The organism is Candidatus Benthicola sp., assembly GCF_058719085.1.
The window spans coordinates 1-14,791 of the sequence record NZ_JBZQEK010000103.1; the positions used below are offsets into that span (position 1 = coordinate 1).

Here is a 14,791-nt window from a genome sequence, read left to right on the forward strand (position 1 = left end):
CCCGGGCTTCGCTCTCATCCTGCTCGTCTACCTGTGGGCGCTCGGAGGGCTGATCGGGCTATGGACGCGGACGGGGGGAGCCCTGCGGTTCGCCGATTGGGCCGGTCGGCGCGTGGTGAGGGGTCCGCGGTCGGCCAAGTTCTTCGCCTGGGCCATGGGGATCGTGTTCCACCAGGGCGGCACCATCAGCACCGTGCTCACCGGAGCTACGGTGCGGCCGGTGTGCGACCGGCACCGGGTGTCGCACGAGGAGCTGTCGTACATCGTGGATTCCACGGCCTCTCCGGCCGCCTCGATCATCCCGTTCAACGTGTGGCCGATCTACGTCGGGGGGCTCGTGGCCGGCACCGTGCCGGTGATCGCAACCGAGGAGCAGGGGATCGCGTTCTTCTTCCGGGCCGTCCCGTTGAACTTCTACGCCCTGTTCGCGGTGACGCTGACCCTGCTCGTCGCCTGGGAGCGATGGCCGTGGCTTCCACGAAGCATGCGCGAGGCGGCCGCCCGATCCCGGCGGAGCGGGGAGCTCGATCGGGAGGGCGCGGAGCCGATGGCGTCCGACGAGCTCACCGAGCTGAAGCTTCCCTCCGACTACCGGCCGAGCCTGATCGACTTCTTCGGTCCGATCGGGACGCTTCTCGCCGTGGCCGTGATCCCGTTCGTGGTCACCTTCTACGTGCAGGGGAACCACGAGCAGCCCTCTCTGCCGATCGCCGAGGCGTTCGTGCTCGCCGTGCTGGTGGCGATCGGCATCGCCCTGGCGCGCGGCATGAAGCTGCGGGACGCGATCGACGGCTTCATCGACGGCTGCAAGGGAGTGACGATCGGGGCCGTGGTCCTCGCCCTCGCCGTCACCCTCAAGTCGGTGGCGGACGCCCTCGGCACGGCCGACTACGTGGTGCACACGGTGGGGCCGTGGGTGAGCCCGGTGGCGCTTCCGGCCGTGCTGCTGCTTCTCACCATGTTCGTCGCCTTCTCCACCGGGACCTCCTGGGGCACCTATGCGGTGCTGTTTCCGGTGGCCATGCCGCTCGCCTGGTCCGCCGTCCCGGACCCGGAGTACCTGGCGCTGTGTTTTGCGGCCGTCACGGGCGGGAGCGTGTTCGGTGACCAGTGCTCGCCGATCTCGGACACCACGATTCTCTCATCGGTGGCCACGGGATGCGATCTCATGGACCATGTGACGACGCAGCTTCCGCTGGCCATGACGGCGGCCGCCGCCGCCGCGGTCCTGTACACGGTTCTGGCCGCGCTCATCCTCTGACCGAGTCCTGCTGCGGGTCCGGCCGGGACGGCGGCGATCGTGACAAGCGTGCTCGCGGAAATTACGTTCGAACCGGGCGGAACCAGTCCATTCGGGGGAGGAATCAGTGAGCGAGAGCGGGGCGAAGTCGGCTCTGATCCTGGGCGCTTCGAGCGGTTTCGGCGAAGCCGCCGGGCGGGAGTTCGCGAAGGCGGGATACGACATCTACGGAGTGCACCTCGATCGCCGCGCCGGACTCGCGCGGGTCAAGGAGATCCGGGCCGCGATAGAGGCCGAGGGAGTGCAGGCCCGCTTCTTCAACATCAATGCGGCCAGCCTGGACAAGCGCGAGCAGGTGCTCGACGAGATCGCAGCGGAGGCCGGCCCCGGTTCCGTCCGCGTGCTGCTGCACTCCCTTGCCTTCGGCACGCTTCGTCCCTTCATCGGGTCGAACGAGGCCGGGTCGATCACGATGGAGCAGATGGACATGACGCTCACCGTGATGGCACACACCCTCGTGTACTGGGCGCAGGGGCTCGTGCGCCGGTCTCTCATGGGCCCCGGAGGTCGCATCTACGCGATGACCAGCTCGGGAGGCGATCGCGTGATTCCCTCGTACGGCGCCGTGTCGGCCGCCAAGGCTTCCCTCGAGTCCCATTGCCGGCAGCTGGCGCTCGAGCTCGCGCCCTACGGGATCACGGCGAACGCGATCCGTGCCGGGGTGACCGACACTCCGGCCCTCCGCAAGATCCCGGGCGCCGAGCACATGATCGAGGAGGCCCGGCAGCAGAACCCGTATGGACGGCTCACGACCCCCGAAGACGTCGCACGCTGCATGGTGGCGCTGGCGGACGAGGGCACGGCCTGGATGACGGGTAACGTCATTCGGGTCGACGGGGGAGAGGACTTCGTGGGCTCGATGCCTTCCACCGGTTGATCCCATGTTCCGACGCAGAGAAGACGAAGAAGGTCTCGCTCGACTCGCCACCTGGGCCGTGCGCAACCGCGCGCGGGCCTTGAGGGACGAGATCGCCCGCCCGTGGCGCCGGGGACGGAGCCGTCCCGAGGCGAAGGTCGGCCGGTGGGTCGGCTTCGGCCTGGCCATCGGCTCGCTCGTGGTGGGCGTCGGACTGGCGGTGATCGCCTCCCTGTCCGAGGACTGATGCTGGCGGTCTGCGGAGTGCAGATGGCCCCGAGGCTCGCCGAGCCCGACGCCAACGTGGCTTCGGTCATGGCGGCCCTCGAGGCGGCGAGGGGAGAGGGCGCACGGCTGGTCGTGTTTCCCGAAGCGACGCTCACCGGCTACGTGTTCGACGACCGGGACTCCGCCCGAAGCGGTGCCGTGGAGGCCGGCGGCCCCGAGCTTTCGGAGGTCGCAGCCGCCTGCCGTCAGCACGACGCCTGGTGCGTGGTGGGCGCGATCGAGCGCGCGGGCGACCGCCTGCACAACTCCCTGTTCTTCTTCGGTCCGGACGGACCGGTGGGTCGCTATCGAAAGCTGCACACGCTGTGCCTCGGAGTGGACCGATTCACGTCGCCGGGGACGGAGCCCCCACCCGTGTTCGAGACGGAAATCGGGCGAATCGGCCTGAACATCTGCTACGACGGTACCTTCCCGGAGACGGCTCGAGCCCTGAAGCTGGGCGGGGCCCAGCTGATCGTGCTTCCGACGAACTGGCCCAACCTGCGGCTCAAGCGCGAGCAGGTACGGATCCGGGCCTACGAAAACCACGTCAACTACCTGGCCGTGAACCGGGTCGGAACCGAAGCGGGAACCTCGTTCCACGGGGGCAGCATGGCCGCGGATCCGCGAGGCGATCTCGTGGCCGAGATCGGGGATGGGCCCGGTTTCCTGCACGTGGAATTCGACATGGAGGCGGCGGACGAGAACCGGGTGATCGAGATCGGCAGGGAGTACGAGTACGACTACGTGGCTGATCGGCGACCGGACATGTACGCGCGGCTCACCGCCATGCCTCCCGCAGGGGACCCGAGCGGCAGCCGGAGAGCCTGACGGGAAGCGCCGGCTTCACAGGGCGGGGTGCCCCTTTCGCATGGGCAGCTCGCACCGCGTGACGTCCGGCGGAGAAGGGTGAAGAGGCCGGACCAGGTACGGAGGCTGGAGCCGCAGCTCTTCGAGCCGGTGGGCCAACGCCGGGACATCGGGAGCCTCGACACCGGCCAGGGCCTCCACCTGCGGCGGAAACTCCCCGAGGGTCTCCACGCTGAATCCCGCGAACAGCAGGACCGCACAGGTCCCCGCCATTCCCAGGATTTCCGATATCTCGACTCGCCCGATCATCGCTCCACCCCTCCCGTCGTTGCCCCGCGGGCGTGGCGACGGCCCTCCGTCGCCTTTCATCCCTTAGGACAACACCAGAGCGACAATCGTTGCTTCGGGTTCGGCCGTCGTTCGTTGGCGCCGGGGCGACTGGAGCGGAGGGCGGGCTACTCGAGGCGGATGCGTGCAATTCTTCCGCCCGGCCCCGCCACCCACCCGGCGTCAGGCGCGGCGAGGTCGAGGCCCCACCAGGCGGCCGTGTCGGCGGAGACCCAGCTGCGGCCCTCGTCAGCCGACCAGTCGAGGCCTCCCGGGCCGACCGCCACGAGCGTAGGCGTCGAAGCGGCCGGCACGTATGAGACCCCGTAGATGGCCCCTGCCATGGCGGGACGTCCGGCGAGCGTCCACGTCGCTCCGCCGTCGCTGGTGACGGCGACGTTGTCGGAGTGCGCCTCGGATCGGGAAAGGTCCCCTCCGAGGATCACGCCGTGAAGGGAATCGCGAAAGGCGATGCTGAAGATCCCCGCTGCCTCGCCTCCGGGGAGCGGGGTGGGGAACGCGCTCCAGGTCCGGCCGTCGTCGCCGGAGGCCAACACGCGGGCGGTCGGCGCCGCGCCGGTTCCGATCCAGACTCTACCGCCGGGGCCGAGCTCGACGCACGTTCCGCTGGCCGCGAATCCACCCTCGCCCGGTAGCGCCGCCGGTACGCTTCGACCGCGCAGAAACTCCCAGCGCCGCCCGCCGTCGGTGGTTCTCAGAATGCGCAGTTCCCCGTCCACTGCGTCGCCGTACAGGAATCCGGTCTCGGCATCCCGAAACTCCAGGCAATCGTAGAAGCCCGATGGCTCGGGATTGAGGAAGAGAAGCTCCCAGTTCTCGCCACCATCCACCGTGCGGTACACGCGCGAACGGTCTCCGGGCCCGGAGCTCAGCAGCCACGCCCGCTCTGCGTCGAGGGCGTGCACATCGCGGAACTGCAGGGAGTCGCCACCCGGCAGCACGTGAGCCTCCCAGGTGCGGCCGCCGTCCACGGTGCGCGCCCACGTTCCCCCGTGGCCACTGATCCAGACGACCCGATCACTCACCACGCTCACCGCCTGGAGCAGAACGTCCGTGCCGCTTTCCTGGGGCTCGAGCCGGAGCGCCGAGTACGGAGCCTCCGGGGCCTCTTCCGCGGGGCCGCAGGCCGCGGCGGCCGTGGCCGCGAGAAGAACCGCGAAGCGCGCGCCGGCACGAAGCGGGAGCCGCTTGGCCTTCGCCGCCGGCCGCCTCATCGATCGGCCTCCAGCGCGACCTCGACCACCGGCCGGGGAGCCGGTCCGGTCGGAAACGTGATCTCGAGCTCCGTCAGCTCTCCAGGGCCCCGGGCGACCGTGGCCTGACCCGCGCTGACTTCTCGAACCACCACCGCCTCGCCGATCAGCCGTGCGGTGTACGAACGCCCCGCCTCGCCCTCGACCTCGAGAGTCCATCTCGCTCCATCGTGCGCGAGGTCGAGGATCCGAAGGCCGGTGCTCGATTGCCCCGGCTTCAGCCCGGGCCGTGGCGGCACGATCTCGATGCCCCCGGACCAGATGATCACCAGCCTGCGCGAATCGCCCTCCAGGCGAACGGGCACCTCGATGTGCTCGGCCTCGTTCACCGCTGCCGGGTCGCCGGAGAGATCCGCCCCGTCGAGGGTCGCGCGAACATCGCCGGCTCCGGCCGGGAGAAGCGCCACGTAGGTGAGGTCGATCGGGGGCCCCGCGCCTTCGATGAGCACTTCCAGGCGGCCGGGGCCGCGCTCGATCGATACGTCCACCCGGGTGTCACCGGCCGGGAGATTCGTCACGGCGACCCGGTCCCAGTCGGCGGGTAGCTGAGGAGCGAGGCGGGCGGCGCCGGCCGGGGCATCCGGTTCCCAGCCCAGCAGGCCGCGGATGAGCGGCGTCGGGATCATCGACGAGGCGAAGAACTGATGCGGCACGGTCTCATCGAGCGGGACGTAGAAGGCGCCGGAGAGCAGCTCGGGGTTCCGGCCGAGGCTCCAGTCGAAGGTCGTCTTCCCGACCGCGGCGAGCAGCGGATACGCGGACCACGGTCTCCGATAGCGGTACTGCCCGAGGCTCAGGTAGCCGGTTACGAACGGCCATACCGTGCCGCTGTTGTACTGGAGCGGATCGTACAGTTCGCTGTCCGCGGAGAGCATCCGCGCTCCCCAGTCCGACGCGATGGCGTCCGTGGAGAGGCTGCGCAGCGTGCCGTGCGCCGGGGCCTCGTCGAACAGGCCGAACATCATGCCGGCGGCCGGCCATACCGTGAGATCGTCGTTCGTGCTTCCGTCCCGGAGAATCGCGAAGGCGAGGTACCCTCGGTCGCGGGACCAGTAGGCGTCGTTCAGCGTCCGGCGGGCCCGATCCCGAACGTCCGCCGCGACGGTCTCCATCTCACGGTCTCCCATGGCGGCTGCCAGCTCCGCCGCGCCGGTCGCCGCGGCCGTCCAGATCGAAGCGAGATAGACGTCCTGGTGGACTCCGGCTCCGATCTCGCCGACCTCCACCGCGGCCAGCCCGCCCGTGGTGTTCTCGATCAGCCCGTCGCCGTCCGTTTCGACCGACAGGCACCACTCCCAAGCATTCCGGTAGGCAGGCCAGATGTCCGACAGAAACGCGCCGTCCCCAGACGCCTTCCAGTACTGCCATACCGCGGTCATCCACCACGGGGTCGTGTCCGCGTGGTAGTAGGGATACGGGTACTCATCGAACCAGTCGAGGTGCGCGGCGGCCTGGGAGATCTCGTGCGGGATCTTGCCGTCCTCCCGCTGATAGCGGGCCAGGAAGCGCAGGTCTTCGGCCACCAGGTCCCACTGACCGGTGACATCCATGGCGAGCGTGTTCATGGCCGCGTCGCCGCCGAAGAACCAGCCGAAGCCGGGCCGGAAGCTGGTGCCCGACGCACCCCAACCCGCCACGAAGCCGCAGCCCAGGTCCGGGTTGCAGACACGCTGTTCCTCGAGGTTGATCTTCGCCCACTCCAGTGCCAGGTCGAGATCATCCTCGGGGCTGTCGAAACTCGTCGTCGTCGAGAGGACCGAGTCGGCCCACGCGCGCTTCGCGGCGTACAGCTCGCCGGCGTTGGCCATCAGTCGGTCGTAGGTGGCCAGCACCTCCTCCCGCGGCCCCGTGCCGGCGGCGATCGCGATCGGGATGAACTCGGCCGCGGCGCGCTCGGGATCCACGGCGATCCGGAAGGCGGCCGGGGCTTCAGCGAGCCGGTGAGCGAGGTGGGCCGTGGCCTCCGTGGCCCACGGCGATCCGATGACGGCGTTCCGTTCCCGGAGGCTCTCCGACAGGACGAAAGCCCGCTCCTCCTCGTCCCAGAACAGGTACTGTCCGCCGAAGGCGCCCGGCCACATGAGTTGCAGGACCGGCTCGAAGCTCACCACGATCTCGATCGGATGGACGGCCTGCACGTCGAGCAGCACCAGCAGCCCGGCTTCGCTTCCGGGCGCCAGGATGTGCTGCCTCACCGTGAACGACTGATGGGCGTAGGTGATGGTCGTGAGCTCCGGGCGGACCGTGACCGTCCGGGCCACCACATCGCCGGGGATCGGGTCTCCGTACTCCGGGACCTGAAAGTCGAGGGAGAGGTTCCGGGCCACCTTGAGCGGGTGCACCCAGACCTCCGCCGGGCCGCTCTCCACACCGAGCCAGGCGGCGCGCGGCCCCGTGACGCCCAGGTAGACGTCCTCGCGAGCCGGCCCCTCGAGCTCGATCGGGGATGCGTCGATCGCGAAGCGCGGAACCCCGGGATCTCCCGCGGACGCTTCCTGCGCACCGGCAGCAGGCGGCAATGATCCCAGACTGCAGATGGCGACCAGGCTCGCGGCTCGACCGATCGATCTCACGTCACCCTCCGTGCGTCGGATCTCGGCTCTTCCCGGGGGGCGTCACTCCTCCTCGAGCGAGAGCGTGATGTCGATGCGCCGGTTCTTCGCCCGTCCGGCTTCCGTGTCGTTGGGGGCCACCGGGCGGGACTCGCCGTAGCCGACGGCGGTGATCCGGTCGGCGCTGATCGGCATGTTCGAGAGGAGATACTCGCGAACGGCGATCGCCCGGCGCCGGCTGAGCTCCTGGTTCATCGCCTCGTTGCCCTGGGAGTCGGTGTGCCCCTCGACCGTGATCGTCGACTCGGGGAACTCCCGGATCACCCGCTGCACCTTGGTGAGGAGCGAGAAGTTCTCGGGCCGGATCTCGGCCGAGCCCGACGCGAACGTCAGCCCGACGAGCCTCAGTATGAGCCGGTTCTCGCCGAGCAGCGCCTCGCCCTCCTCGGGTGTGAAGACCGCCTGCACCTCCCGCAGCCTCCGCTCGCGCCGCTGGCGTTCCCTGAGCTCCGCGGCGACGGCGGCCTCCCGTTGCTCGATCTCTGCCAGCCGGGCGTCGATCGAGTCCACCTGCCCCTCGAGCCGCTCGATCTCCCGGGCCCGAAGCGCGATCTCATCGCGAAAGTCGTCCCGCTGGTCGTACAGGCTCTGGATCGAAACCAGCGCGTCTTCGACGACGATCGACATTCCTTCCGAAAAGTCCGGCTCGTACCGCAGCAAGTCGGCGATGCGGCGGACCTCGGTCTCGTCGCGCAGCACCACGGTCTCCACCGAGACCCGGTTCCGGTCCACGCTGTCCGCCAGGAACGCGATCCGAGCGGCGTGCACGTACTCCGCGGCCGCGTCGGTCGCGAGGTCACCCGCTTCCCCCGTCCGCGACCGATCACGGGCCAGGATGCCTTCGGCCGCGTTGAGCATCGAGTCGGCACGCGTCAGGGTCCTGGGGGCGCGATTCTCCGCCTTCGCGTCGAGTGCTTCCCTTCTGGCCGTTCGTGCCTTGCCGAGCAGATCGGCGCGAATCGCGTTGAGCTCCGCGAGTCGATACTCGCTTTCGGCCCTGTCGGCCCGTTCACGGGCTCCCTGCTGGTCGTTGCTCTCGAGCCGCCGCCCGGCGTCCCGGGCCGTATCTTCCGCCTCGTTCCAGTCCTTCTCCGCATACTCCGGCGCCCGGGCCACCAGCGCGTCCGAGCGTGCCTCGAGCGCGTCGCCCATGATGACCTGGCCGACTTCCGCGTAGGCGTCGGCCGCATCCAGCGCCTCGTTCGCCTCCTCGACCCGTTCGTCGATGTCGCTGATCCGGCCGCCGCTCTCGAGACGTCGACGCGCCTCCGTGATCCGGTCGGCGGCTCTCTCGAAATTGCGGGGCGAGATGATGTCGAGATGATCGGCTCTGGCCAGATCCAGACGCTCCACCGCGGCGTTCACCCGCTGCTCCACGGTCTGGGCCGCGATGGGGCTGGCGAAGAGGAGGGTCACGGCGACCGCGACCAGTCCCTCGAGCGAGGTGCGACTGTCCAGCATGGTTCCTCCCGTATCAGGTCATTCGGCCTCGGCCATGACCGCCAGCACCTCCCTGAGCGTCGTCTCCCCTCGGTCCATGGCGTACCAGCGCCGGGTATCTCGGTAGATGTCCGAAGCGGACCTCTCCCCGGCCCGCTTCTGACGAATCACCAGCTCCTGCAGCTCGGCCGGCCTCGGGCCCCAGCGACCCACGGGGTGGCGATCCTCATCCATCACGATGACGATCGGGATCGAGCGGCTCCCGTTCGTGAGGTACCGGTCCATCAGGTCCGGATTCGCGTCACGCGACACGATCCGAAGCTCCACGTGCGGCGACGCGTCCGCGAGCCGGGCGAAGACCGGAAGGAGGTTCGACGCGTCCCCACACCAGTCCTCGGAGATCGCCAGCAGCGTCCACGACCGCCCGAGGCGATCCAGCTCCGCGTGTACCCATTCGGGAATCGTCGCCCTTCGGTACACGCCCTCCCAGAGCGGCCGGTTCTCCACGACCTCATCGGCCAGATACTCCTCCCAGGAAAGGGCCGTCTTCCACCACGAGTCGAGGCTTCCGGGTGCCCTGGAAAGGGGCTGCACGTTCATCGTCATTCGACCGGTTCTCTCCCACCGGGGCGCGGTGGCTTGAACGCTTGCGATTCAGTAGGATACGGGACCGCGTAAGGGTCCGACCAAGCACGGAACATAACGATCTCGCGGCCGGGGTGAACCCCCCGCGGCCACCGCTCACCTGCCGGAGCCGGATGCACGGGAGCGGCGGCCGATGGCGTCTTCCGACGGATCGAGACGCTTCCCGGATGACCGATTCCAAAAGAACGGATGGAGAACGATGAGCCTGGATACACGACCCGGATTGACGATCGAGGGCGACCTTCGACCCCCGCTTCCCGTGAACGAACCGGTTCTTCAGTACGCGCCCGGATCACCGGAGCGGGCGGAGCTGAAGAAGATGCTCGAACGGATGGCTTCGGAAGTCGTCGAGATCCCGGTCATCATCGGTGGCGAAGACCACACCACGGGCGACATGGGCGACGTGGTGATGCCGCACGATCACGGGCACGTGCTCGCCCGCTACCACAAGGCGTCGGACGAGCAGATCCGGATGGCCGTCGACTCGTGCATGGACGCATGGCAGGAGTGGTCGAGCTGGCCGTGGCAGGACCGTGCCGCGGTGCTACTGAAGGCGGCGGACCTGCTCGCCGGACGCTGGCGGCAGGTGCTCAACGCATCGACGATGCTGGGGCAGAGCAAGACCTGCTACCAGGCCGAGATCGACAGCGCATGCGAGATCATCGACTTCTGGCGGTTCAACGTGCACTACGCGCGGGAGCTCTACGCCAACCAGCCGATTTCCTCGCCCGGCGTCTGGAACCTGACCGACTACCGGCCGCTCGAGGGCTTCGTCTACGCGATCTCTCCGTTCAACTTCACCTCGATCGGGGCGAATCTTCCCACGGCGCCGGCGTTGATGGGCAACGTGGCGATCTGGAAGCCGGCGCGGACGTCGCTGTTCAGCTCGTACTACCTGATGCGGCTGTTGCAGGAGGCGGGTCTGCCCCCGGGTGTCATCAACTTCCTGCCCGGAAATTCCGGGCAGATCAGCGATGCCCTCCTCGCCAGTCCGCACCTGGCCGGGATTCACTTCACCGGATCGACGGCGACCTTCCAGCTCCTGTGGAGGAAGGTGGCCGAGAACCTGGAGAACTACCGCTCCTACCCGCGGATCGTCGGCGAGACCGGGGGCAAGGACTTCATCGTCGCGCACGGCTCGGCGGACGCCGACGCGGTAGCCACGGCCATGGTGCGCGGCGCGTTCGAGTACCAGGGGCAGAAGTGCAGCGCCGCCTCGCGGGCCTACATCCCGGAATCGATGTGGCCGCGCGTGAAGGAGAGGCTCGCCGAGCAGCTGGACGCGATCGAGATGGGCGATCCGATGGACTTCGAGAACTTCGTGTGCGCGGTGATCGATGGGGCGGCCTTCCGGGACATCACGGGCTACATCGAGCACGCGAAGTCGGCGCCCGATGCGGAGATCCTGTTCGGCGGCGGGTATTCGGACGACAAGGGGTACTTCATCGAGCCGACCGTCGTCCTGGCGCACGACCCGAAGTTCCGGACCATGCGGGAGGAGATCTTCGGACCGGTGCTCACCGTCTACGTCTACCCCGACGCGGAGTGGTCCGAGACGCTGCGTCTGGTCGACTCCACCTCGCCGTACGCCCTCACGGGCGCCGTCTTCTCGCGGAATCGCCGGGCGACGCGTGAGGCCCTGGCCGTCCTCCGCGGGGCGGCGGGCAACTTCTACATCAACGACAAACCCACCGGGGCCGTGGTCGGCCAGCAGCCGTTCGGCGGCGCGCGGGCCAGCGGTACCAACGACAAGGCGGGCTCGTTCCTGAACCTGGTCCGCTGGGTGTCGCCACGCTCCATCAAGGAGACCTTCGATCCTCCGGTCCGCTTCGAGTATCCGTACATGAAGACCGGGGTCGGTGATTCCATGGAGGAGCTGGGGCATCGCCTCGGGGAGCAGATGGGCGAGATCCGCGAGCACCTGGGAGTGCTCGGCGGCACGCTGCGGGAGCGTTTCGGAAGCGTGGTGGAGAAGGCGAAGTCCGAGGCGGCCGACGAGGACCGGGGCGAAGACGACGCCGCAGACGAGATCCGGAGCTGAGCCCGGGGGGGACGGTCGAGAGGGACTCCCTCGGCCGTCCGTTTCCCCAAACCCGCTGTACCTCACGACCAGCGCGGAGATACGATCGTGAGTCGGTCGATCGGAATACGAACGGCGGTTCTCGGGGGGACACTTCTGACCCTCCTCGCCGTCGCCGGCGGTGCCCGGGCTCAGGAACTCGAGCCGCGCGCCTTCTCCCCGGTGCCGGTGAGCGTCAACTTCCTCGCATTCGGCTACAACTACTCCTTCGGGAACTACCTCCTCGACCCTTCGATCCCGATCGAGAACGGCACGGGGAAGGTGCACTCCATCGCGGGTGTCTACGTCCGCACCTTCAGCCTGCTCGGCATGTCCGCGAAGACCGACGCCGTGATTCCATTCGCATTCGGTGACTGGGAAGGCGACGTCGAGGGAGAGCGCGCCACCCGGTCGGCGACCGGGTTCGGCGACCCGGCCTTCCGCCTTTCCGTCAACTTCCTCGGCGCCCCCGCCCTCGGGTTGCCGGCCTTCGCGAAGTACCGCCAGGGGACGATCGTCGGAGCGAGCCTGCGGGTCCTGGTTCCCCTCGGTCAGTACGACCCCGATCGGTTGATCAACCTCGGAGCCAATCGGTGGACCTTCATTCCCCGGGTCGGGGCCTCGAGGCGGTTCGGGGGCTGGAGCGTGGAGGCGATCGCCACGGCGAGGCTGTTCACGACCAACTCGGACTTCTTCGGCGGCGGCACGCTCGAGCAGGACCCGCTCTGGGCGGTCCAGGGGAGCGTGTCGTTCGTGTTCGGGCGCGGCGCCTGGATCGCGGTGGACGGAGGGTGGTCCTGGGGCGGCCGGACCACCGTGAACGGCACCCCGGCGACCGAGGACCAGCAGAGCGCGCGGTTCGGGGCGACCCTGAACTACCCGCTCACGCGCCGCTCCGCCCTCAAGCTCACCTGGGTGAGCGGAATCACCGCGCGCCTCGGGGCCGATTTCGACACGATCGGCCTGTTCTACCAGTATCGCTGGGGTGGCGGCCTCTGAACGAGGCCGGATGACCCCGTCCGCCGGATTCCGGGTGCCACCTCCGTCGTCCCGAACCCGCCATGCCGCCGGGGGTATCGCCTCGACCGACGGATTTCTCGCGACACGCAGGTATCGTTAGATTGAAGACTTCCGCGCAGTGGGGCGCGGGTCCGCCCACTGTTTGACCGGCACACACCCGGCAGGAGCGAATGGCGCAATTCACGGACGAGCAGCTGCAACGCAAGATCCAGGAAGGCTTCATCGTGGAATCGGAAGCCGACATGACCGAGACATACAAGAAGGCGCTGATCGGTCAGCTGACGGTGCAGGGGGACACGGAGCTGATGAGCGCGCCTGCCTACTACATGGCGGCCAAGGACGCTCCCTCGACGAACACGATGGTCTCGGCGACCGCGATCATCCAGGACGAAATGGGCCACGCCAACATCGCGTACCGTCTTCTCCAGGACCTCGGGGTCGACACGGACTACCTGCTCTACGACCGTCCGCCCGAGAAGTTCAAGAACCCGTTCGGGTTCGATCAGCCGCTCGCCAACTGGGCCGAGCTGGTCACGGCCAACGCGCTCTACGATCGCGCCGGCATCACCCTGCTCTCCGACGTGCACCGGAACACGTCGTACGGACCCCTGAAGCGAGCTCTGGTGAAGGTGGGGATGGAGGAGAACTTCCACCTCCGTCACGGCGAAGTCTGGATGCGCCGTCTTTGCGAGGCGGGCGGGGAAGGGCGAGACCTGGTGCAGCGCGCCGTCGACTGGATGTTCCCGATGGGAGTCGAGTGGTTCGGACTTCCCGACGACCGGAAGCGGCACAACGCCCAGCTCGACTTCAAGCTCAAGGGGATGACCAACGACGAGCTGCGCATGACGTGGATGAAGGCCGTCGTGCCGCTGTGCGAGCAGCTGGGCATTCGCGTGCCCGCGCACTCGAACGAGGAGACGGGAGAGGTCGAGCTCGAGTACGAGCTTCCGATCGCCTGGGACGCCGATGACCGCGTATGGCTCCTCGACGAGACGATCACCTGGGACGAGGTGTGGGAGCGGTGGCGGGCCCGCGGGCCGATGAACGAGGAATTCGTCGCCTCCGTGCGCAGAAGCCGCCTCCAGGTCGAAGACCTCCTGGCGGCCTGAGGCCATGGTCGCGCGGCTCGTGCAACTGCGACGTGCCGGGGACGGCCGGCCCCCGCCCGGTCCGGCCGCCGATCCCACGGCGGACGCCGGATACGAATCGCTCCTCGACCGGGGGGTGGACTTCTCGGCCGTCTTCGCCGATGCGTCCGGCCGCAACCCGGACCTGACCCTCGAGATCCCCGACTGGCCGACGCCCGCGGCGGATCTCGAAGAGCGGGTGTGGCGGGCGCTGTACGAGGTGGCCGACCCGGAGTTCCCGATCTCCCTGGTCGACCTGGGCCTGGTGTACGGAGTCGAGGTGGACGAAGCCGAACCGGACGCCGGCGCTACCGTACGGGTCGCACTCACCCTGACCGCGACCGCATGCCCGTGCGTGGAGTTCATCAAGTGGGATGTCCGGGACCGCCTCCTCGAGGAGCCGGGAGTCGAAGAGGTGGATGTCCGCATCACGTGGGACCCTCCGTGGACGACGGACCGGATCAGCGAGCGCGGCCGCGAGGCGCTCAGGCGGGCCGGAGTGTCCATCTGAACCACGAGCGAGGCGCCGCGCCGGGTCGGCCGGAGAGAGGCGCCGGGAGAGAAGGGCGAGAATGGGTCACCTGAGCGGAGAACAGTTGTACGAGATCTTCGCGCGTCAGAAGCGGGAGGATCGTCTCGAGCACATCGGGACGATCTCGGCTCCCAACGCCGCGCTGGCGAGGGCTTACGCGTGGCAGACGTACGACGAGCAGAAGTGGTTCGAGATGGTGGTGGCCCCGCGCCTCGCCTTCGAGCCCGTGAACCGCGACGAGGAGCCGTTCACGCTCGGACCGGCGGAGGTACGATGAGCGCCGCCGACACGGGAGGGTTCCGGACCGTGGCGGATGTTCCCGAAGAACTGCACGAGGATCTCGCGTCCCTGCTGCTGTCGCTCGCCGACAACAAGCGGCTTCTCGGGATGCGGTACGCGCAGTGGCTTCTCGGGGCGCCCACCCTCGAGGCGGGAATCGCCTGCTCCGCCATGGCCCAGGACGAGTGGGGGCATTCGCGCATCCTGTACGCGATGCTCAAGGACTTCGGACACGATCCAGAC

The 14,791-nt window shown here is 68.6% G+C and carries 15 protein-coding genes; 10 read left to right on the forward strand and 5 right to left on the reverse strand.

The genetic code is table 11. The features are described 5' to 3' along the window. The 4 genes from AC36XV_RS08370 to AC36XV_RS08385 all read left to right on the forward strand — a co-directional run. A partial coding sequence (locus AC36XV_RS08370) for a Na+/H+ antiporter NhaC family protein (protein ID WP_492203231.1) occupies window positions 1-1,261 on the forward strand: 1,261 nt, incomplete at its 5' end. A gap of 106 nt (window positions 1,262-1,367) precedes the next feature. After that, on the forward strand, window positions 1,368-2,177 hold the full coding sequence (locus tag AC36XV_RS08375; protein WP_492203232.1) for an SDR family oxidoreductase: 810 nt from the start codon (window positions 1,368-1,370) through the stop codon (window positions 2,175-2,177). 4 nt (window positions 2,178-2,181) lie between these two features. Beyond that, a complete protein-coding gene (locus tag AC36XV_RS08380) occupies window positions 2,182-2,403 on the forward strand; it encodes a hypothetical protein (protein ID WP_492203233.1) in 222 nt (73 codons plus the stop codon). Next, complete coding sequence (locus tag AC36XV_RS08385; protein WP_492203234.1) at window positions 2,403-3,254, forward strand: carbon-nitrogen hydrolase family protein; 852 nt, start codon at window positions 2,403-2,405, stop codon at window positions 3,252-3,254. Before AC36XV_RS08380 ends, AC36XV_RS08385 begins: the two co-directional genes overlap by 1 nt. 15 nt (window positions 3,255-3,269) lie before the next feature. Here the strand turns inward: AC36XV_RS08385 and AC36XV_RS08390 are convergent, their stop codons facing one another. The 5 genes from AC36XV_RS08390 to AC36XV_RS08410 form a co-directional block, all read right to left on the reverse strand. Further along, entirely contained in the window at window positions 3,270-3,542 is a 273-nt protein-coding gene (locus AC36XV_RS08390) for a hypothetical protein (protein WP_492203235.1), read from the reverse strand. Between the two features lie 146 nt (window positions 3,543-3,688). Further along, complete coding sequence (locus AC36XV_RS08395) at window positions 3,689-4,795, reverse strand: WD40/YVTN/BNR-like repeat-containing protein (protein ID WP_492203236.1); 1,107 nt, start codon at window positions 4,793-4,795, stop codon at window positions 3,689-3,691. Further along, a complete protein-coding gene (locus AC36XV_RS08400) occupies window positions 4,792-7,407 on the reverse strand; it encodes an amylo-alpha-1,6-glucosidase (protein WP_492203237.1) in 2,616 nt (871 codons plus the stop codon). Before AC36XV_RS08400 ends, AC36XV_RS08395 begins: the two co-directional genes overlap by 4 nt. A gap of 42 nt (window positions 7,408-7,449) precedes the next feature. Further along, window positions 7,450-8,907 (reverse strand): OmpA family protein, encoded by a 1,458-nt coding sequence (locus AC36XV_RS08405; RefSeq protein ID WP_492203238.1) that lies wholly within the window; start codon window positions 8,905-8,907, stop codon window positions 7,450-7,452. Window positions 8,908-8,925: 18 nt separating this feature from the next. Next, a complete protein-coding gene (locus AC36XV_RS08410; protein ID WP_492203239.1) occupies window positions 8,926-9,492 on the reverse strand; it encodes a thioredoxin family protein in 567 nt (188 codons plus the stop codon). 238 nt (window positions 9,493-9,730) lie between these two features. On the opposite strand from AC36XV_RS08410, the gene pruA reads away from it, so the two are divergent. The 6 genes from pruA to AC36XV_RS08440 form a co-directional block, all read left to right on the forward strand. After that, complete coding sequence (gene pruA / locus AC36XV_RS08415; RefSeq protein WP_492203240.1) at window positions 9,731-11,572, forward strand: L-glutamate gamma-semialdehyde dehydrogenase; 1,842 nt, start codon at window positions 9,731-9,733, stop codon at window positions 11,570-11,572. 87 nt (window positions 11,573-11,659) lie between these two features. Further along, window positions 11,660-12,589: a transporter gene (locus AC36XV_RS08420; protein WP_492203241.1), complete on the forward strand. Its 930-nt coding sequence runs from the start codon at window positions 11,660-11,662 to the stop codon at window positions 12,587-12,589. A gap of 191 nt (window positions 12,590-12,780) precedes the next feature. Continuing rightward, window positions 12,781-13,719, forward strand: a complete 939-nt coding sequence (locus tag AC36XV_RS08425; protein WP_492203242.1) for a Phenylacetic acid catabolic protein — start codon at window positions 12,781-12,783, stop codon at window positions 13,717-13,719. A gap of 19 nt (window positions 13,720-13,738) precedes the next feature. Further along, window positions 13,739-14,248 (forward strand): metal-sulfur cluster assembly factor, encoded by a 510-nt coding sequence (locus AC36XV_RS08430; RefSeq protein ID WP_492203243.1) that lies wholly within the window; start codon window positions 13,739-13,741, stop codon window positions 14,246-14,248. Window positions 14,249-14,309: 61 nt separating this feature from the next. After that, window positions 14,310-14,546: a phenylacetic acid degradation b gene (locus AC36XV_RS08435; RefSeq protein WP_492203244.1), complete on the forward strand. Its 237-nt coding sequence runs from the start codon at window positions 14,310-14,312 to the stop codon at window positions 14,544-14,546. Continuing rightward, window positions 14,543-14,791, forward strand: a 249-nt coding sequence (locus tag AC36XV_RS08440) for a Phenylacetic acid catabolic protein (protein WP_492203245.1), incomplete at its 3' end; no start/stop codon positions are given. The genes AC36XV_RS08435 and AC36XV_RS08440, both read left to right, overlap by 4 nt.

Coding starts and splice junctions, on each gene's coding strand:
- AC36XV_RS08405 (WP_492203238.1), bottom strand. CDS start 8,907: ATGCTGGACAGTCGCACCTCGCTCGAGGGACTGGTCGCGGTCGCCGTG.
- pruA (WP_492203240.1), top strand. CDS start 9,731: ATGAGCCTGGATACACGACCCGGATTGACGATCGAGGGCGACCTTCGA.
- AC36XV_RS08385 (WP_492203234.1), top strand. CDS start 2,403: ATGCTGGCGGTCTGCGGAGTGCAGATGGCCCCGAGGCTCGCCGAGCCC.
- AC36XV_RS08380 (WP_492203233.1), top strand. CDS start 2,182: ATGTTCCGACGCAGAGAAGACGAAGAAGGTCTCGCTCGACTCGCCACC.
- AC36XV_RS08390 (WP_492203235.1), bottom strand. CDS start 3,542: ATGATCGGGCGAGTCGAGATATCGGAAATCCTGGGAATGGCGGGGACC.
- AC36XV_RS08410 (WP_492203239.1), bottom strand. CDS start 9,492: ATGACGATGAACGTGCAGCCCCTTTCCAGGGCACCCGGAAGCCTCGAC.
- AC36XV_RS08395 (WP_492203236.1), bottom strand. CDS start 4,795: ATGAGGCGGCCGGCGGCGAAGGCCAAGCGGCTCCCGCTTCGTGCCGGC.
- AC36XV_RS08435 (WP_492203244.1), top strand. CDS start 14,310: ATGGGTCACCTGAGCGGAGAACAGTTGTACGAGATCTTCGCGCGTCAG.
- AC36XV_RS08425 (WP_492203242.1), top strand. CDS start 12,781: ATGGCGCAATTCACGGACGAGCAGCTGCAACGCAAGATCCAGGAAGGC.